General features: G+C 62.1%; 12 protein-coding genes. 2 read left to right on the top strand and 10 right to left on the bottom strand.

Going from position 1 to position 18,142, the window contains the following annotated elements; translation table 11 throughout:
* The first annotated feature begins 237 nt into the window (after positions 1-237).
* Positions 238-582 (top strand): cupin domain-containing protein, encoded by a 345-nt coding sequence (locus tag AC07SU_RS29605; RefSeq protein WP_010206533.1) that lies wholly within the window; start codon positions 238-240, stop codon positions 580-582.
* A gap of 48 nt (positions 583-630) precedes the next feature.
* Here AC07SU_RS29605 and mmsB read toward each other — a convergent pair whose 3' ends face one another.
* Positions 631-1,518, bottom strand: a complete 888-nt coding sequence (mmsB, locus tag AC07SU_RS29600) for a 3-hydroxyisobutyrate dehydrogenase (RefSeq protein ID WP_494999107.1) — start codon at positions 1,516-1,518, stop codon at positions 631-633.
* Positions 1,519-1,533: 15 nt separating this feature from the next.
* Positions 1,534-3,051, bottom strand: a complete 1,518-nt coding sequence (locus AC07SU_RS29595) for a CoA-acylating methylmalonate-semialdehyde dehydrogenase (protein WP_259174777.1) — start codon at positions 3,049-3,051, stop codon at positions 1,534-1,536.
* 129 nt (positions 3,052-3,180) lie between these two features.
* Between AC07SU_RS29595 and AC07SU_RS29590 the strand changes: the two genes are divergently transcribed.
* Positions 3,181-4,128 (top strand): LysR family transcriptional regulator, encoded by a 948-nt coding sequence (locus AC07SU_RS29590; protein WP_177007781.1) that lies wholly within the window; start codon positions 3,181-3,183, stop codon positions 4,126-4,128.
* Between the two features lie 39 nt (positions 4,129-4,167).
* On the opposite strand, the gene AC07SU_RS29585 is transcribed toward AC07SU_RS29590, so the two are convergent.
* From AC07SU_RS29585 to recC, 8 genes are all read right to left on the bottom strand, one after another.
* On the bottom strand, positions 4,168-5,115 hold the full coding sequence (locus tag AC07SU_RS29585) for a LysR substrate-binding domain-containing protein (RefSeq protein WP_494999106.1): 948 nt from the start codon (positions 5,113-5,115) through the stop codon (positions 4,168-4,170).
* Positions 5,115-5,963, bottom strand: coding sequence for an EamA family transporter (locus tag AC07SU_RS29580; protein ID WP_494999105.1), 849 nt, complete (start codon positions 5,961-5,963; stop codon positions 5,115-5,117). The genes AC07SU_RS29585 and AC07SU_RS29580 overlap by 1 nt, the downstream gene beginning before the upstream one ends.
* Before the next feature lie 321 nt (positions 5,964-6,284).
* Complete coding sequence (gene yfiB / locus AC07SU_RS29575; RefSeq protein ID WP_176996914.1) at positions 6,285-6,776, bottom strand: outer membrane lipoprotein YfiB; 492 nt, start codon at positions 6,774-6,776, stop codon at positions 6,285-6,287.
* Positions 6,777-6,780: 4 nt separating this feature from the next.
* The gene (dgcN, locus tag AC07SU_RS29570; protein ID WP_494999104.1) at positions 6,781-8,043 is read right to left on the bottom strand and encodes a diguanylate cyclase DgcN/YfiN; all 1,263 of its coding nucleotides are present in this window, start codon (positions 8,041-8,043) and stop codon (positions 6,781-6,783) included.
* A complete protein-coding gene (gene yfiR / locus AC07SU_RS29565) occupies positions 8,040-8,615 on the bottom strand; it encodes a regulatory sequestration protein YfiR (protein ID WP_176996912.1) in 576 nt (191 codons plus the stop codon). The genes dgcN and yfiR overlap by 4 nt, the downstream gene beginning before the upstream one ends.
* 142 nt (positions 8,616-8,757) lie before the next feature.
* Entirely contained in the window at positions 8,758-10,827 is a 2,070-nt protein-coding gene (recD, locus tag AC07SU_RS29560) for an exodeoxyribonuclease V subunit alpha (protein ID WP_494999103.1), read from the bottom strand.
* A complete protein-coding gene (recB, locus tag AC07SU_RS29555) occupies positions 10,824-14,498 on the bottom strand; it encodes an exodeoxyribonuclease V subunit beta (protein ID WP_494999102.1) in 3,675 nt (1,224 codons plus the stop codon). The genes recD and recB overlap by 4 nt, the downstream gene beginning before the upstream one ends.
* Positions 14,495-17,947: an exodeoxyribonuclease V subunit gamma gene (gene recC / locus AC07SU_RS29550; RefSeq protein WP_494999101.1), complete on the bottom strand. Its 3,453-nt coding sequence runs from the start codon at positions 17,945-17,947 to the stop codon at positions 14,495-14,497. Before recC ends, recB begins: the two co-directional genes overlap by 4 nt.
* Positions 17,948-18,142 lie beyond the last annotated feature (195 nt).

Genomic DNA, 18,142 nt, shown 5'->3' with positions numbered 1-18,142 from the left:
CCCCCCCCCCCCCCCCCCCCCCCCCCCCCCCCCCCCCCCCCCCCCCCCCCCCCCCCCCCCCTCCCCCCCCCCCCCCCTCCCCCCCCCCCCCCCCCCCCCCCCCCCCCCCCCGGCTCCTACAGGGTTTTGCATTGTGCAGGACCTGCGCTTCTGGGCATCCCGATGTCGAGTTCAGACCACTGTTGCTAAGCCCAAGGCCTTAGGGTGGCTCTTTCCATTCCCTGCCCTGGAGACATCATGTCCAAGCCCATCACCGTACTGCGCGACACCCACCCCTTGCCGGTCCTGGACGCCTGCAAATGGGAAAAACTCGAAGGCGACCCGCACACCGTCAACCTCAACGCCTACACCAGCGAAGACGGCAGCAAGATCATGGGCACCTGGATTTGCACCCCGGGCAAGTGGTACGTGGACTACGTGAAGTGGGAATACTGCCACTTCCAGGAAGGCTACTGCATCATCACCCCAGAAGGCCTGGAGCCGATTCACCTGCGGGCTGGGGATATCTTCGTGGTGGAGCCGGGGATGAAGGGGACGTGGGAAGTGGTTGAGACGGTGCGTAAGTATTTTGTGTTTGCTTGAGCCGCAAAAACCCGGGAACCCACCCACGGTGGGTTCCCGGAAACGCCCCTACTTGGGCTTGCGATAGCTGTTGATGATCGCCGAAAAGTCCTTGCCCCCTTCCCCACGCTGGCTCATCGATTGATACAACTGCTGGGCCACAGCGCCGAGAATCACCGGTTGCTTGGCCTGACGCGCAGCTTCGGTGGCCAGGCCCAGGTCCTTGAGCATCAGGTCCGCGCCAAAACCACCGGTATAGCCACGGGACGACGGCGCCGTTTCAATCACGCCGGGCCACGGGTTGTAGGTGTCAGAACTCCAGCAACGCCCGGTCGAGCTGTTGATGATCCCCGCCAGCACCTGGGTGTCGATGCCCAATGCGTCGCCCAAGGCCATGGCTTCGCTGACGCCGACCATGCTGATCCCCAACAGCAGGTTGTTGCAGATCTTCGCGATTTGCCCGGTGCCCACGTCGCCGCAGTGCACGATGTTGCGGCCCATCTGCGCCAGCACCGGTTGCAGGGTCGCGAACAGGTCCGCGGTGGCACCGACCATGAAGGTCAACGTCCCTGCCGCGGCGCCGCCGGTGCCTCCGGAGACGGGGGCGTCGGCCACGGCCACACCTTGCTTGGCCGCCACTGTCGCGACGTCGCGGATGGTCTGCGGGTCGATGGTGCTGCAATCCACCGCCGGCACGCCTTTGCCAATGCCGGCGAGTACGCCGTCTTCATTCAGCCACACGCTGCGCACATGGGCGGCGGCGGGCAGCATGGTGATCACCAGTTCAGCGCCGGTGGCCGCATCACGCGGTGAATCGCTGATGGTGCCGCCCAGTTCGGCCAGTTCCTTGAGCACGGCTTGGTTCAGGTCGAACAGGTTCAGCACGTGGCCGGCCTTGATCAGGTTGCGGGCCATGGGCGCACCCATGTTGCCCAGGCCGATAAATGCAATCTTCATGGTCGTCTCCCGGAGTCAGCGCAGGTTGATGGTGGTGTTGACGCCATCGTTGACCGTGTCGTCGTCGAACCAACGGCTGGTGACGGTCTTGGTCTGGGTGTAGAACTGCACCACTTGTTTGCCGTACGGACCCAGGTCGCCGAGCTTGGAACCACGGGAGCCGGTGAAGCTGAAGAACGGTACCGGCACCGGGATCGGGATGTTGATGCCGACCTGGCCCACGTCGATTTCGCTCTGGAACTTGCGCGCCGCCGCGCCACTCTGGGTGAACAGGCCGGTGCCGTTGCCGAACGGGTTGGCGTTGACCAGGGCGATGGCTTCATCCAAGGTCGCAACCTCGATCACCACCAGCACCGGGCCGAAGATTTCCTGGGTGTAGATCTGCATGTCGGTAGTCACGCCCGAGAACAGGGTCGGGCCGACAAAGTTGCCTTGCTCAAAGCCCGGCACCTTGATGTCGCGGCCGTCCAGCTCCAGCTTGGCGCCTTCTTTCACGCCGCTTTCGATCAGGTCCAGGATGCGTGCCTTGGCGCGCTTGGAGATCACCGGGCCGACATCCGTGCCCGCTTCGCTGCCAGCGTTGACCTTGAGTTTCTGCGCCAATGCTTTCAGGTCCGGCAGCCATTGCTTGGACGCGCCCACCAGCACCACCACCGAAGTGGCCATGCAGCGCTGGCCCGCCGCACCAAAACCGGCGCCGACCAGGGCATTGAGGGTGTGTTCGCGGTTGGCATCCGGCAGCACCACGGCGTGGTTCTTGGCGCCCATCATCGATTGCACACGCTTGCCGTGTTTGCCGGCCAGGTCGTAGACGTGAGTGCCCACGGCGGTCGAGCCGACGAAGGATACGGCCTTGATGTCTTTGTGGGTGCACAGCGCATCCACCACGTCCTTGCCGCCGTGCACCACGTTGAGCACGCCAGCCGGCACACCGGCTTCCAGCGCCAGCTCCACCAGCAGCATCGTCGACAACGGGTCCTGCTCGGACGGTTTGAGCACGAAGGTGTTACCGCAGGCGATGGCCATCGGGAACATCCACAACGGGATCATCGCCGGAAAGTTGAACGGGGTGATGCCGGCGCACACGCCGATCGGTTGGCGCAGGGTGTAGGTGTCGACGCCACCGGCGACGTTCTCAGCGAACTCGCCCATTTGCAGGGTGCCGATGGAGCAGGCGTGCTCCACCACTTCCAGGCCACGGAAAATATCGCCCTCGGCATCGGCAATGGTCTTGCCCTGCTCAGCGCTGAGGACCACGGCGATGCGCTTGGAGTGTTCGCGGATCAAGGCTTGCAGCTTGAGCATGATGCGCATGCGCGCGCCGATCGGCGTCAGCTTCCAGGTCTGGAAGGCGCGATGGGCGGCGTCGATGGCAGCGTTGACTTCATCGGCGGTGGCGAAGGGGACTTTGGCCAGCACCTCTTGGGTGGCCGGGTTGACGATGTCGTGCCACTCGGTGGTCTTGGACTCGACCCACTCACCGTTGATCAGCAGCTTGACCTGTTGCACGGAAATATCGGCAGATGCGTTCATGTGGTCTCCAATCTTGTAGTTATGCAGAGACAAGGCGCGTGAATCGCCTTGGAAATGAGGCGTTCGGACTGTTTTTCGAGTATAGATGTGCAAATCTCTAATAAGAACGCACATAAAAGCCGGACCAATATGCAAAAAAACATCACATCCCTGGGCTCCCTGAACTGGGATGACCTGAAGTTTTTCCTCGAAGTGGCCCGCACCCGCAAGGCCAGCGTGGCGGCCAAGCGCCTGGCGGTGGACTACACCACGGTGTCGCGGCGCATCAGCTCACTGGAAGTGTCCCTCGGTACGCTGCTGTTCGAAAAATCCCGGACCAATGGCTTCGTGCTCACCACCGAGGGCCAGCGTTTGCTGGGTTACGCCGAGTCCATCGAAAGCACTTTGCACATGGCCTGCGAGCAAGTCTCCGGGTCGGGCGTGGCGCTGTCCGGGCATGTGCGCATGGGCTGCACCGAAGGGTTCGGCAGCTTCTTCGTCACCCCGCAGTTAAGCCACTTCGTCGACACCTACCCCGCTATCTCGGTGGACATCCTGCCCCTGCCCCACTTCATCAGCCTGTCCAAGCGCGAAGCCGACATCGTCATCGCCCTGGAACGGCCGGAACACGGGCCCTATGTGTGCTGCAAATTGTGTGATTACAAATTGCAGCTGTATGCCACCCAGGAATACCTGGACCAACACCCGCCGATCCGTAAACCGGCGGATTTGGCCGAGCACCCGTTTATCAGCTATGTGGATGACTTGGCGTTCAGCTCAGAGCTGCTGTACCTGGCCAACGTGGTGCCCGGCGCCAGCGCCAGTTTGCGCAGTACCAGCGTAATCGCGCAGTACGTGGCGGCGCAGCAGGGGCGGTCGATGGCGATATTGCCGTGCTTTTTAGCGGCGCAGGATCCACGGTTGTTGCCGGTGCTGGGGGAGCAGATAGCGATTACGCGGCAATTTTGGATGTATTGCCGGGAGGATTTGCGCAAGTTGAAGCGGATAACGTTGTTGTGGGACTACATCAGGGAAGTGACGGAGCAGAACCAGGGGTTGTTGATGGGGGAGACACGGGAGATGCGGTTCGCGGATTAAAACGCAGCCCTACAGGTGAGCGTCACATCGTTCATAGACTTACACCGTACCAGCCCCGGCAATATTCGGATAACGAGCTCGAACGTCGCGCAGGAACTCACCCGCACGCGTCTTGAGCCATTCAATCAGCCGAGCAATATCCGGCTCTGACTGCCGCCCATTTCGACAAATGATGTAGTAGGCCGCAGGGGACATCATCACGGGGCTTTTCAACGCAACCAATGCACCGTTTTCCAATTGGTCATACACCAACGCAGTCCTGCCCAGTGCGATCCCTGTGCCCCTTACCGCCAGACTGATCGCCAGGCTCGAATCCGGAAATCTAGGCCCATGATGATAAGGCGCCGCCGCCAGCCCCTGAAACGCAAACCAGCTTTCCCACCCTGGACACACCTGATCGTCCACCCGATGAATCAGCGGGTATCGCGCGACATCTTCCAACGCGATGTCCCCTTTCAACTGTAGAAATTCCGGCGAGCAAACGGGGAATACCGCGTCACGCATCAGCAGTTCAACATGATGATCCGGGTAATCGCCGTACCCCATCACCACAGCGACATCATATTGATGCGCCTCCAGGCTGGCGCTGTTGATGTCGACGCTGGTCAACACCAGATCAAGGTTGAACGAGGCCTCGGTGTGAGAGCCGTGCATCCTGGGGATCAACCACGTCGAACAGAGGGAAGATGTGCAGGAGAGATACAGCGGTCGGGGCTTTGAAGGGTTGAGTGAATGCAGCACCCCATCCAGTGCCTTGAAAAATCCATCGATAACCGGCAACAACGCCTGCCCCGCGGACGTCAGCTTGACGCCGCGTGAATGCCGCTCAAACAACTGCACGCCCCACCACTCCTCCAGGCCTGCAATCTGATGGCTGATGGCACTCGCGGTAAGGTTAAGCTCCGACGCCGCACGCGCAAAACTACCGGTTTGCGCAGCGCTGACGAAGGCTTGAAGCATCGGTGTGGGAGGCGGACGCTGGGCCATCAGGTGCTCACTTTGATAGAGATGATCCCGCAAACAATGATGAATGCCGACAGCATCCGTCGCCAACCGAACCGTTCTTTAAAAAGCAGCGCGGCAATAATGGCGCCGATAATAACACTGGTTTCCCGCAGCGCTGAGACCTTGGCCACCGCGTCCAATGACAACGCAAACAATACCAACCCGTAAGACGCCAGGTAAAAAACACCGCCTAACACGCCGACTCGCCAATGCCCGCGGATCGCATTCGCCAACGCTGAACGCTCCCTGGAAAACGCCAGCACCGGGATCGGAATGCTCTGGAACACCGTCAGGTAGATGATGTATTGCAACACCGTCTCACTGGCCCTTACGCCTTTGGCGTCCACCACCGTGTAAGCCGCGATAAACGCTCCGGCACACGTTGCCATCAGGATCGGTTTGAACATCTTCGCCGTCATCCTGCGCACAAAGGTTAGGCTGATGATGCCCACACAAATCAGCAGCACTCCCGCCAGCGCCTGGGGTGACAGCTGCTCATGCAACAGAAAGTAGGAAAACAGCGCGGCCAGCACGGGCGGTATCCCACGCATCACCGGGTACACCTGACCGAAATCCCCCGTCTCATAGGCTTTGATCAGAAACAACCGATAGACCGTATTGAGACCCACCGAGACGAGGATGTAGCCCCATACATCGAGGCTCGGCGCGCTCACAAGCGGCAGCGCCAACAGGCATATCACCAGCGCTGTGCCATCCACCATGGCCAAGGTCATGAAGCGACTGTTGCCGGCGCGGACAACAGCGTTCCAGGTGGCGTGCATGAAGGCAGAGATCAAGACCAGCGTGATCGCAATATCGGAGTTGTCCATGGGGCTCGGCTTGTGGCGGGTAGTGGAGGATGAACGCTATGAGCTTCGGGGCAACTCAGAGCGGCCATTTAAATAAGCCGACCTCGTGCGAAAAAGCGAAACCTCGTCAACCTAGCCATCAAGATTCGTCATGGCAGAGACTTCCTACGGAGAAATTACTTCGCAAACGCTGTTTCAAGCACACCGCAAACCAACTGTGGGAGCTGGCTTGCCTGCGATGGCAGTGTGTCGGTCAGTACATCCAGTACTGAGACACCGCTATCGCAGGCAAGCCAGCTCCCACAGTTGATTGGGTTTCACATTGAGATTAGCGGGGCGGGTTCAGTCCGCAATCACCACAATCGACACTCGCCGATTTTCGGTGCGCCCCGCTGCCGTGGTATTCGGCGCCACCGGTTCGCTGCTGCCCAGGCCGCGCAGTTGGATGTTTTCTTCTTTCATGCCTACACCTTGCAGCACCGTGGCCACGCTTTTGGCGCGGCGCAGGGACAGTTGCTGGTTGTAGGTTTCCTTACCTGAGGCGTCGGTGTGGCCGTCGACGCGCACGCGTTCGATACCGACGCCCAGCAGGGCCTTGCCGATGCGTTGAACGATGTCGGTACTGGGCTGGTTGAGGGTTTCAACGTCACTGCCGAACAGCACTTTGCCGGACAGGCCGAATGCCCAGCCTTCGTCAGTAAGTTCGAAACCTTGCTGCTTGAGCACAGCGACCTGGGCAGGGGTCAGGCCTTTTTGGGGGGCTGTCTGGCAGCCACCGAGGGCAAGGAACGCCACCAGCAAGGTGATAAACATGAATCGCGTGGTCGAGAACAAGGGATCAACTCCTGTGTTGAACGTTGACGACGGGGCTCTCCGACTCCGCCGTTTGCTGGCCACCGGACGATAAACGCTTGGCCTGGTACATCGCCGCGTCGGCGGCATTGAGCAGAGTGCCGGGCGTGGCACCATGATCGGGGTAGATCGCAATGCCGATACTGAGTGAGGTCAACACCTGGGTGTTGCCGGGCACCGGGATCGGCAGGTCCATGCTGGCAATGATTTTGTCGGCGATGCGCTGGGCGTCTTCCACGTTGTGCAAGGGCGCGAGCAGGATGGCGAACTCATCACCGCCCAGGCGCGCCACCAGGTCATCTTCGCGCAGTTGAGCCCGCACGCGGTCGGCGACGGCCACCAGCACCGCATCGCCAGCGGCGTGGCCAAAGCTGTCGTTGATTTCTTTGAAACGGTCGCTGTCGAGATACAACACCGCCACCCGCTCCTTGGCCTTGGCCGCGCTGCGCAGGGCACGGATCAAGCGTCCTTCGAAGAAGGCGCGGTTGGGCAGGCCGGTGAGGCTGTCATGGTTAGCCTGGTGGGCGAGGGATTCGTTTTCACTTTGCAGGTGGCTTTGCCAGGCTTCCATCTCGCCGAGCAACGCGTTGAAGTCGCTGCCCAGGCTATCGAGTTCGGCGATTTGCGCAGGGGGCACGCGGCGGTCGAAATCGCGCTCGCTGCGCGCGGCGTGAGCCACGGAGGCGAGGCGCTGCAGAGGGCCGGTGATGCCACGCAACAGGCGCCGCGCCAGGTGCAAGGCGACCCACGCGCTGAGGGCCGTACAGATCAGGATCCCGGCCAGGCCGCTGAGCAAGAAGCGCAGCAAGCTGCCGCCATGGCCGGTCAGGTGAATGCTGCCGATGGTTCGCCCCTGGTGAAGGATCGGTTGATTGATGGGCTGTTCGAGCAAGGTATGGGCCAACGCCAGTTCGACGCGCGACAGCATGCCGGTTTCCGGGCGAGTCCATTGCGCGAGCACCTTGCCATTCACGTCCTGCACCTCGGCCTCGGCGACCTCTTCGGTGGACGCAATCAGGCTCAGGGCCTCAGTGGCCGCGGCGCTGTCATTGAACACCACCGCCGCCTCCACGGTGTAGTTGATGGAGCGCGCGATCAAGTGCAGGTTGTGCTCGGCGTACACCCGCAGCGCCAGCACGCCGAGCAGGGTCAGGGAGACACTCGCCAGCGTCACCGCCACCAGCGCCAGGATCAAATGCCCTCGGCCGATGACGGAGCGCAGGGTTGGCCGCGCTTTTTCAAGGCTCATGGCGCAGGCGCTCGCCGGCGAGACAACTGCAGCACGCTGGGGTGAATACGCACGCCGCTGCGGGCGACCGAGTCGAGATTGACCTCGAACGACACCTGGTCATCCGCCACGCGCAGGCAGAACAGGCTGCCCACGGTGCATTGATCGCCGCCTTCGCTGATGCTGAGCACCGGGTGGCCGATCAACGAGGCAAACAGGCGACCGCGTTCGTCGGCGGTGAGCTTGCCGATGTACACCGCGTCACAGGCGTTGACGATATCGGGATGATCCGCCAGCAGGCGTTGCACCACCACCGGTCGGCCGGTGGCCTGGGTGGTGCCTTTGACCAGGTCGTCGGTGTATTGGGTCGGCCCGATGATGCACAGGCGCAATTGCGCAGGCTCCACTGGCCAACGGGCATAACTGAGGATGCCGAGTACCACTTGGGTGACCGCCTGGGCACGCTGGTCAGCCAGGCTGGCCGGGGCAAGCGACTGGGCAAATGCCCGGGGCGCGAGCAGGCACAGAACCGCCACCAGTAACATGCGTCTCCAGCTCAAACTGCGCTCTGCGGGCGAGACAGCCACGTTCATGCAGCGATTCTCTCAGGTGTTTTCAGGGTGATGCCGCAACGATAGCACAGCGGCGGAAAACCCCGCGAAGAGTAGGTCTTCGCGGGGCGCGCTATTTTTTCAGAAAAATCAGACGACTGAATCAGAAATATTGCGTGACCTGTCAGTCAATTTTTTCAGCGGCATGATCCAGCTCCAGCATCAGCCCGCTCAAACGCTTGACCTTGCGTCGCACTGCCTCCTCGAACACGCCGCCACGGGGCTCGATCAGGCTGAACCAACGCTTGGCCCGGGTGATGCCGGTGTAGATCAGCTCTTTGGTGAGCACCGGGTTCAGCGCGTCCGGCAGGATCAGGGCGGTGTGGGTGAACTCCGAGCCCTGGGACTTGTGCACGGTCATGGCGTACACGGTTTCCACATCATTGAGCCGGCTGGGCAATACAAAGCGCACACCGCCCTGGCCATCGTTGCGCGGGAAGGCCACACGCAGCACCTGGGGGCCGCCGTCGCTTTCGGGTAATTTCAGGGCAATGCCGATGTCACCGTTCATCAGGCCCAGGCCGTAGTCGTTGCGGGTCATCAGTACCGGGCGGCCTTCGTACCATTGATCATCGCCTTCGATCAGCCGCACTTTGCGCAGGGCCGCCGTGATACGCAGGTTGAGACCTTCGACACCCCACGGCCCCTTACGCACGGCACAGAGCAATTGGAAGGCATCGAACGCTTGCAGCAACTGTTGCGCCCAGTGGGTCCACGCCGCGTCTTCGCGCGGTGTATCAAGAGGCGGTCGGGCGCTTTGCAGCAGGTTGAGGTAGTAGCGATAACCCTGGGCGCCGTCGCCCTGCCCGTCCAGCACCAGGCGCTCCAATGCGTGGTCGTGCTCGCCTTTGAGGCTGACGCAGAACAGATCGGCGTGACTGCGGGCCGCCAGGAGCTTGCGGGCTTCTTCGGCATTTTGCTGGTTGACCCAACGCGCCAGTTGCCCGATGCCGCTGCCTTCACCGAATCGCCGTGAATAACGCAGCATCACAACCTGCTGCGCCAGCGGGTGACTGCCGTCGAGGTCTTCTTGCAGGCCACTGGCGCTGAGGTCTTCGCCGCTGACCGCTTGCAGCCAATGCCGCGTGTGAGGGCTGTACCAGCCAGCCTCGGCATCGCGGCACAGATCGCCGAGTACCGCGCCCGCCTCGACCGAGGCGAGTTGGTCCTTGTCGCCGAGCAATACCAGGCGTGCATGAGGCGGCAAGGCATCGAGCAGGTTGGCCATCATTTCCAGGTCGATCATCGAGGCCTCATCCACTACCAGCACATCCAGGGGCAGCGGGTTGCCGATGTGATGACGGAAGTGCCGCGTGCCCGGGCGGCTGCCCAGCAAGCGGTGAACGGTGGTGACCTGGGTCGGGATTTTTTCCTTCACGTTGTCCGGCACTTTCAGCGACAGCACCTGCTGGCTGATGGACTCGGTGAGGCGTGCCGCGGCTTTACCGGTGGGGGCGGCCAGACGGATGCGCAGCGGGTTGCCGGTTTCCACGGCTGGGGCCTGCAACAGCGCGAGCAGGCGGACCACGGTGGTGGTCTTGCCGGTGCCGGGGCCGCCGGTGACGATGCTGAAGGCACCGCGAGTGGCCAGGGCGCAGGCCAGTTTCTGCCAGTCGATCACACCGTCCGGCGGGGGCTGGCCGAACAGGCCATTGAGGCGCTGGGGCAAGTCGGCGCTGACGGTTTCCTGTGTCGCCAGGCGCACGCGCAGGGCCGTGTCGATGCGCCGCTCGTAAGTCCAGTAGCGGCGCAGGTACAGGCGTTTGCCCGACAGGACCAAGGGCCGGCTTTGGGCGGCTTCGCTGCCATCGACGGCCAGGGCGACCAAGTGGCTGGCAGCCAGCGCATGGCACCAGTGGGCACCGTCCAACCCGTCCAGCAGTTGCGACGGCAACAGCATGGCGCCGGTTTGCAGGTCGCCTTCGGGCGGCAGGGACAGGGCAAAGTCGGGGGCCTTGAGGGTTTCGAACAGGTCTAGGCAGACGTGACCGTGGCCTAACTGGTGGCTGGTCAAGGCCGCTGCCAGCAGCACCAACGGGTCGGCCTGTGGGTCGAGTTCGTGCAGGAAGCCGACGAACGCTTTGTCCAAGGCACGCAGCCAGCCGCGGTCAACCCAACGTTCCAGCAACTGCACCAGGTCGGCAGCGCGGCTGAGGGGCTCGAGCGCTTCAAGCGGTAGCGGAGACAGGCTCATAGCAGCACTCCTTGTTCCCAGGCGGGCTCGGCCTTCGGCGGGATGGATTTGCCCTGGAACATCAGGTCCAGACCTTCGATCAACGCCCGTGGTGGCCGGGTGAAATACGCGCCTTGGCTGGCGGACTGGGTGCCGCGCAGGAACACATACAGCGCGCCGCCTACGTGGCGGTCGTAGTCGTAGTCTGGCAGGCGCGCCTTCAGTTGTCGGTGCAGGGCCAGCAGGTAAAGTACGTATTGCAGGTCGTACCGATGGTCGAGGATCGACTGCTCCATGGCGTCATGGGTGTAGGCCGAATCGTCAGGGCCGAGCCAGTTGGATTTGTAATCGGCCACGTAGTAGCGGCCGTCGTGTTCGAAGGTCAGGTCGATAAACCCCTTGAACATGCCATTGAGCAACACCGGCTCGGCGGCAACACGAGAGACGCCCCCGTGGGTGTGCTGGCACACCAGTTTGTCGAGGGCGAGCACGTCGACTTTGTGGCTGGCGAACCAGAACTCCATTTCGATCTGGTACTGCGTGAGGCCGCTGAGGGTGATGTGGCCGTTATCCACCGGCAGCGGTGTTTGCAGCAGTTGGCCCAGCCAACCGCTCAAGGTCACGATCCAGCCTTCCCAGTTGCGGCGGTTGCAGCGGGCGCCCACGGCTTTTTCGATGTCTGCTGGGGTGACGTTGAAGCCCTCGTCACCCGCCCATTCCAACAGGCCGTGGAGGAACGTGCCTGGGTTCGGCCCTCGCGGGAAACGGTGAATGTCGCCGCCAGACGCGGCTACTTCGCGCGGTGCGTCGGGGTCCAGGCGCTCGTCATCGAACAGCTTCTGGGCCTGAGGACTTTCCGGCGCTTCGAGGCTGGCGGCGCTCATGCTGTCGCCAATACGCAGGGCACTGTAGGACGCGATCCACCAGTTCTCTGCCGCCTTGCGCTTGGGCAGCAAAGGTGCAAGCAAGGCGGCTTCATTTTTGGGCGGGTGGAACACGATGCTGGTGACTTCGGGCACCGGGCCATAGTGGATTGCCTGGCAGCCTTCCTGGAGATCCAGCAACCAACGTGCAAGGCCAGCGGACTCGCCCAGCGAGGCTCCCGCACCCAGTAGATAACCGAGTGCCGAAAGGTGCAGCACGGAACTGCTGTTATTACCGCGCTTGAGATCGGCAATGCCGAGCCAGCACGCATGTTTGGCGCGGGTCAGCGCGACGTAGAACAAGCGCAGGTCTTCGGCGAGGCGCTCGTCATCGGCTTGGGCGATCAGCTCGTTGGTAGGGCGCAGGCTGACGTGGGATTTACCGTGTTCATCATGGTAGTGAAGCGGCAAACGGCTGCCATCGACCGGCTTGGCCGAACAGATGAAGGGCAGGAAAACCAGGTCATATTCCAGTCCCTTGGACTTGTGGATGGTCACCACCTTGACCAGTTGCTCATCACTTTCCAGGCGCAGGATCTGTTCTTCACCGGCTTGCCCGGAGAGTGCCAGGTGCTCGGCCAGGTGGCGGATCAGCGCTTGTTCGCCGTCCAGTTCCGATGCGGCTTGCTGCAACAGTTCACTGAGGTGCAGCAAGTTGGTCAGCACGCGCTCGCCGTCACTGCGGGCGATCAGGGTTTGTGGCAGTTGGAAGTCATGGAGCAGGCGTCGCAACATTGGCAGCACGCCCTGGGTGCGCCAGATCGCACGGTAACCTCGGAACTGCATGACGCGGGTTTCCCACGCCAGTTCGTCTTGATTCAGACGTTCCAATTCCGGTAACGAAAGGTTCAGGGTGACGCAGGCCAAGGCGGCGCGCAGGGGGCGCTCGACATCCGGCTCGGCGCAGGCCTTGAGCCACGCGAGCAGGTCATGGGCTTCCTGGGCGGCAAAGACGGAATCTTTATCCGACAAGTAAACGCTGCGCACGCCCCGGGCGGCCAACTCGGCCCGCACCGCCTGGGCCTCCTTGCCATCACGCACAAGGATGGCGATATCCGACGGAAGCACGCCCTTGAAGCTCGCGTCCGGCTGCAGGAAACCCGCGGTACCTTGCTGCCCGCCATTGAGCAACTCGACAATTTGCGTGGCACAGGCCGCTGCCAGTTGCTGGCGATAGACCACGTTGGATACCGGCTGGTCGGTGGGCAAGTGCCAGAGGTTCAGGGCGGGTAGCGTTTGCCCGTCGACTTGAAGCTGTTCCTTGCGGCCTTGGGACAGCACCGACTGGAACGGCACCGGGTTTTCGCCATCCGGCTGACGGAACAGGAAAGCGCCACGGCCGGTTTCCGCACGTTGGAACACATGGTTGACCGCCTCGACCATCGCATGGCTGGAGCGGAAGTTGGTGCCCAAGGTGTGGTGGCGACCGGTGGTGGACTGGCGCGCGCGCAGGTAGGTGTAGATGTCGGCACCACGGAAGGCGTAGATCGCCTGCTTGGGGTCGCCGATCAGGAACAGGCCGCTGTCGAGATGGTTTTCTTCGATGCGGTAGATGCTGTCGAAGATGCTGTATTGCACCGGGTCGGTGTCCTGGAACTCGTCGATCAGCGCCACCGGGAATTGCTCGCGAATCACGCTGGCCAGGCGCTCGCCGCCATCGGCTTGCAGCGCGGCATTGAGGCGGATGAGCATGTCGTCGAAGCCCATTTCGGCACGACGGCGTTTTTCGTCCTCAAAGCGTTTGCCGACCCAACCGGCAGCGTGTTGCAACACGGCAGCGTCGGGGCTTGGCAACGCATCGAGGGCAGCCTTGAGACCGGCCATGGCGTCGATGCCGGGGTGATGCGGCGGCTCACCCTTCCAGGCTTCGGCCATGCCGTCAGGCGTGAGGCGGGTGAAACCGGTGCCGATGTCCAGTTGCTCCAGGGTTTCGTCAGCGGCCCAGGCGCTGATCTTTTCAAACCAGGGCTCGAAGTAGCGGCCTTGCATCTTGCGGCCGTCGACGGCTTTGGCGGCCACGGCTTGCAGGCAGATGTCGCGCAACTCGGCGGCCCATTGCTGCCAGGGCGCCTTGAGTTGTACCAGCGCCTCACGGCGCTCCTGCAGGCATGCGTTGATCAGTTCGGCGGGGTCGCGGGTTTCGTCGGTGGGCCGTTCGCTGCCAAACAGCGCACGCACTCGCGGCATCAATGCGGCAGGGCCGCCCCAGTTATTGCGCACCCAGTTGAGCGCGTCGTCGTGCATGGGGTAGCAGAACAGCCGCCAGTAGTCGCGCAGGACTTCGCCGAGCAGGTCGCTGTGGTCGGTTTCCAGGGTCTGGGTGAACAGGCTGCCGCTGTCGAAGGCGTGTTCGCGCAGCATGCGCTGGCACCAACTGTGGATCGTGGAGACAGCAGCTTCGTCCATCCATTGGGCTGCGATGTCCAATCGGTTAGCGCAGGCGGGCCATTGTTCCGGTAGGTATCGATCGCGCAAGTCGGCGATCAAGGTGTCCGGCTGCGGGATTTCGTCACGGAAGAAGCGCGCGGCCTCGGACAGTCGGATGCGGATGCGCTCACGCAATTCCTTGGTGGCCGCATCAGTGAAGGTCACCACCAGGATTTGCGGTGGCAGCAGTTCGCGGCCAAAGCCGGACTCATCACCACCGTGCCCGAGGACCAGGCGCAGGTACAGGGCGGAGATGGTGAAGGTTTTGCCGGTGCCCGCGCTGGCTTCGATCAGCTGGCTGCCTTTTAGCGGGAAGGCCAGGGCCAAGGGTTTGCTGCTCATGCGCTGGCCTCCTCGCCTGTCAGTGATCGCCACGGAGCGTTGAGCAGGGGGCGATAGAGGGTTTCGCACCAACCTTCAAACTCTTCACTCGCCATTAGGGTGGCGAAGTCGGGGAACTGTCGCGTGAGCGCTGGGGTTTCACGGCGTTCGCCATCGGTTGTGAGCCCGTCGCCCTCGTAGGCTTTACTCGCTGCTGCCAGGGCTTTTACAGGATCGGTTTGGCCGAGCCAGGCGAAGGCGGTTTTAACGGCGACAGGCAGCGGTTTGCTCATACCGGTATGCCAGGCCAGCAGCAGGTGGCCGAGGATTTCCTGGGCGGCAGGTTTATCCAGAGGTGAGAGCAGCAAGGTGTCATCGCTGGCCACCAAGCCGGTACTCAACGGCAGCCCGCAGGCGCAGGCAACCACGTGATTGACCCAGGGACGGATCAGGCGATGCCACTTGCGTGATTTGATCGAGCCGATGCTGTTGGGGATGGTGGTGACACTCAGCAAGCCACCATCACTGCGCCGGTGCAGGCCACTGATCCAGCCGTCAAGGTGAATGCCTTGATGCTCAAAATTGATCGGTTCCGCGCCAGTATGAGGCGTCGGCCAGAGGGCGAGTAATTGTTGGTAGCGTTGCAACAGGTCAGGCAACGGCTCGATCAGTTCGTTACGCAAGCATTCGCCAAAGCCGACCATGGGCAACAGGCCGCTGCCTTGCAAGCGCAGGGCCTGGGCATTTAGGGCTTGGTCGAGATGGTCGGGCTGCGTCAGTGCGGCACTCAGCAGGCTGTCGCTGAGGCTGTAGCGTTGCAGCGCATCGAGTACGAAAGGTTCTTCGTCGGCCAGCGGCACTTCAGCGGCCTCAAAGAAAACTTTCAGACGCTGGCTGAAGAAGTGTTTGACCGGGTTGCGCAGGAAGTCCTGCAACTGGCCGAGGGTCAGGGGTTCTTCCTGCTCGTGTTGTGTGAGTTCCTCTTCCTCAAGCCTGGTAGCCGGTGCTTCGTGGAGCAACTGCCATTCACGGGCATAGCTGAACAGTGGATCGCCTTCATGGAAATAGCGCGCGCTGAAGGGCTGGAGTGGGTGTTCCTGGGTCATGGCGTCCAGGAGGAGCACTTCTGTATTTGCGTTGTGCCAGCCACTGGCGAGATGGTCACGCAATTGGCCGATCAGCACGGAGGCTGGGCGATCACTGTTATCGCGGATGCTGCGGCCTACCCAGCTGATGTACAACTGGTCTCGGGCTGACAGCAGGGCTTCAAGCAGCAGGTAGCGGTCGTCTTCACGGCGTGAACGGTCACCAGGGCGATAGTCGCTGCCCATGAGGTCGAAGTCCAAGGGTGGCTGGGCGCGCGGGTAGTCGCCGTCGTTCATGCCGAGCAGGCATACGAGCTTGAACGGAATCGCACGCATGGGCATCAAGGTGCAAAAATTGACAGCCCCGGCGAGGAAACGTTGGGACAGGCGACCTTGATCCAGTCCGGCCAGCCAGGCTTCGCGGACGACGGTGAGCGGTAACTCATCCTGCAAGCCGACGGACTCACAGGTTTCCAGCCAGGTCTCGCGCAGTTGCTCGAGTTGGCCTAGCAGGTAGTCGTCGTGTTCACTGCTCGGCAGGAAGAACAGTTGCATCAAGCGCTGCAGTCGCTCGCCCCATTGTTGAGGGGCGGCTGATTGGGACAGGGCGTGGTGCGCTTCATTCAATGCATCGAGCAGGGCGACCAAGGGGCCGATAAGAGCAGCGTCAAGGCCACCGATTTCGTCGTAGGGTTCGATACCGTTGCACGCCGCGCCGGTGCCGACCGCGTAGCCCAACAACATACGGCGCAGGCCGAACCGCCAACTGTTTTGCTCCAGCTCATCCGGCAAGCCGAGACCGGCGCGTTGTTCGGCATTGAGCCCCCAGCGGATACCGGCACCTTCGATCCAGCGATGCAGCGTGGGCAGGTCGCGCTCCTTGATCGCGAAGCGCTCGCGCAGGGCGGGCACGTCAAGCAAGTCGAGAATTTCGCTGACGGGGAAGCGGCTATCGGGGAGCTTGAGCAGGTGTTCGACGGCGATCAGCAGAGGATCGCGGCCGCGCTGGCCTTGGTCGGTGAGGGTGAAGGGGATGAAGCGTGGATCGCTTCTTTCCAGTTGACCGAACACTGCACGGATATGCGGCGCGTAGCTGTCGACGTCGGGGACCATGACGATGATGTCCCGGGGGCGCAGCGTGGGGTCGGCGCTGAAGCGCTGGAGGAGTTGGTCGTGAAGGATTTCCACTTCGCGCTGGGCGCTGTGGGCAATGTGGAAGCGGATTGAGGTGTCGTGTTCCAGGTCCACGGCAGGCCATAGCTCGCGGGTTTCGTTGAGCGGGCGCAGTTCGAGGATGTCGTCCTGGAGCTGGTTGAGCAGCGTGGTGGGCTGACTGTCGCTGAACAGGTCGATGCGCCCGTCGCGGAAGGCGGCGCGGTAGCTGTTGGGGTCGTCGTAGCTGTCCAGCAAGCTGATGTAGTCGCGGCCTTGCTTGCCCCAGGCAGCCAGCAGCGGATGGGCGTGCTGGTGCAGGGTTTGTGGGTCGATGGTGACCGGCATGCCGGCTTTGCGGGCTTGGCGTTTGTATTCGTTACGCAGCAGATCTTTGTCGGCGACGATGTCGGACCAATGGTGGCGACAAGGGTTGTGCACGCACAATAAGACTTGGCTGAAGCGTGCCAGGCCGGCGAGTGCTTCCAGTGCTTGCGCGGGCAAAGAGGAGATGCCGAACACAATCACCCGAGATGGCAGACCTGCCGGAGCGTTTTCAAGGCTATTAATGCGCTCGATAAAACGCAGGTGAACACCGGCGCGGCTTTCAGCCATGCCCTCCTCACCGACGTCCAACAAGAGTGCGCGCCAAAGCTCGGCTTGCCAGCAGTTTGCAGGGTTGAGTGGCTTGGGTTCGCCTCTAGCGCTGCGCAATTGGTGGCGGCCGGCTGCCCAGTCCTCTAGCCAGTCGGCACGGTAGACTTGGTATTGGTCGAACAGGTCCGCCAGACGCTCGGCGAGTTGGTAGCGTTTGCGCAGGTCGGTGTCATGGGTGAGAAAGCGCTGCAACGGTTCGAAGTGCGGTTGATTGATGAGCTCCGGAAGCAGGCGCATGAGGCGCCAGGTCAGCGGGGCTTTATCGAGCAGAGACTTGGGCGGGATTTCATCTTTGCCCAAGACCATGCGATAGAGCTGCCACATGAAACTGCCGGGCAGTTGCACGTCGATTGCTGCTGCGATGCCACAGCCGCCCATGTCGTCTTCTTCCGGGTCTTCAGCCAGGGCCAGCTTGAGCCATTGGGCGATGCCATTGCTTTGTACCAGAGCGATTTCGTTTTCCAGAGGCGCCAGGGGATAGCGGCGCATCCAACTGACCACCAGGCTGCGCAGTTCGTCCAGGCGGTTGCCGTGAACCACCATGAATCCAGCGCTGAGGGACGTCGCATCCGGCATAACGGCTTCCTTGGGAAAAGCAAAATCGAGGGTGCGACTTTAGCACTGTGAGGCGTTGTTGGCGGAGTCGGGATGTTAGCTGGCTTTTCGACCGCCCAAAACAAAACCCCATCTGCTCTCGCAAATGGGGTTTCGGAATTTAATCTTGACGATGACCTACTCTCACATGGGGAAACCCCACACTACCATCGGCGA

The organism is Pseudomonas sp. GW821-FHT05H12, from assembly GCF_059419385.1.
The sequence above is the reverse complement of the archived record's forward strand: the minus strand, read 5'-3'. Positions and strand labels throughout refer to the sequence as shown.

What these genes read in the sequence shown, in the direction of transcription:
- AC07SU_RS29605 (WP_010206533.1), top strand. Translation starts at nt 238, where the DNA reads ATGTCCAAGCCCATCACCGTACTGCGCGACACCCACCCCTTGCCGGTC.
- mmsB (WP_494999107.1), bottom strand. Translation starts at nt 1,518, where the DNA reads ATGAAGATTGCATTTATCGGCCTGGGCAACATGGGTGCGCCCATGGCC.
- AC07SU_RS29595 (WP_259174777.1), bottom strand. Translation starts at nt 3,051, where the DNA reads ATGAACGCATCTGCCGATATTTCCGTGCAACAGGTCAAGCTGCTGATC.
- AC07SU_RS29590 (WP_177007781.1), top strand. Translation starts at nt 3,181, where the DNA reads ATGCAAAAAAACATCACATCCCTGGGCTCCCTGAACTGGGATGACCTG.
- AC07SU_RS29585 (WP_494999106.1), bottom strand. Translation starts at nt 5,115, where the DNA reads ATGGCCCAGCGTCCGCCTCCCACACCGATGCTTCAAGCCTTCGTCAGC.
- AC07SU_RS29580 (WP_494999105.1), bottom strand. Translation starts at nt 5,963, where the DNA reads ATGGACAACTCCGATATTGCGATCACGCTGGTCTTGATCTCTGCCTTC.
- dgcN (WP_494999104.1), bottom strand. Translation starts at nt 8,043, where the DNA reads ATGAGCCTTGAAAAAGCGCGGCCAACCCTGCGCTCCGTCATCGGCCGA.
- yfiR (WP_176996912.1), bottom strand. Translation starts at nt 8,615, where the DNA reads ATGAACGTGGCTGTCTCGCCCGCAGAGCGCAGTTTGAGCTGGAGACGC.
- recD (WP_494999103.1), bottom strand. Translation starts at nt 10,827, where the DNA reads ATGAGCCTGTCTCCGCTACCGCTTGAAGCGCTCGAGCCCCTCAGCCGC.
- recB (WP_494999102.1), bottom strand. Translation starts at nt 14,498, where the DNA reads ATGAGCAGCAAACCCTTGGCCCTGGCCTTCCCGCTAAAAGGCAGCCAG.
- recC (WP_494999101.1), bottom strand. Translation starts at nt 17,947, where the DNA reads ATGCCGGATGCGACGTCCCTCAGCGCTGGATTCATGGTGGTTCACGGC.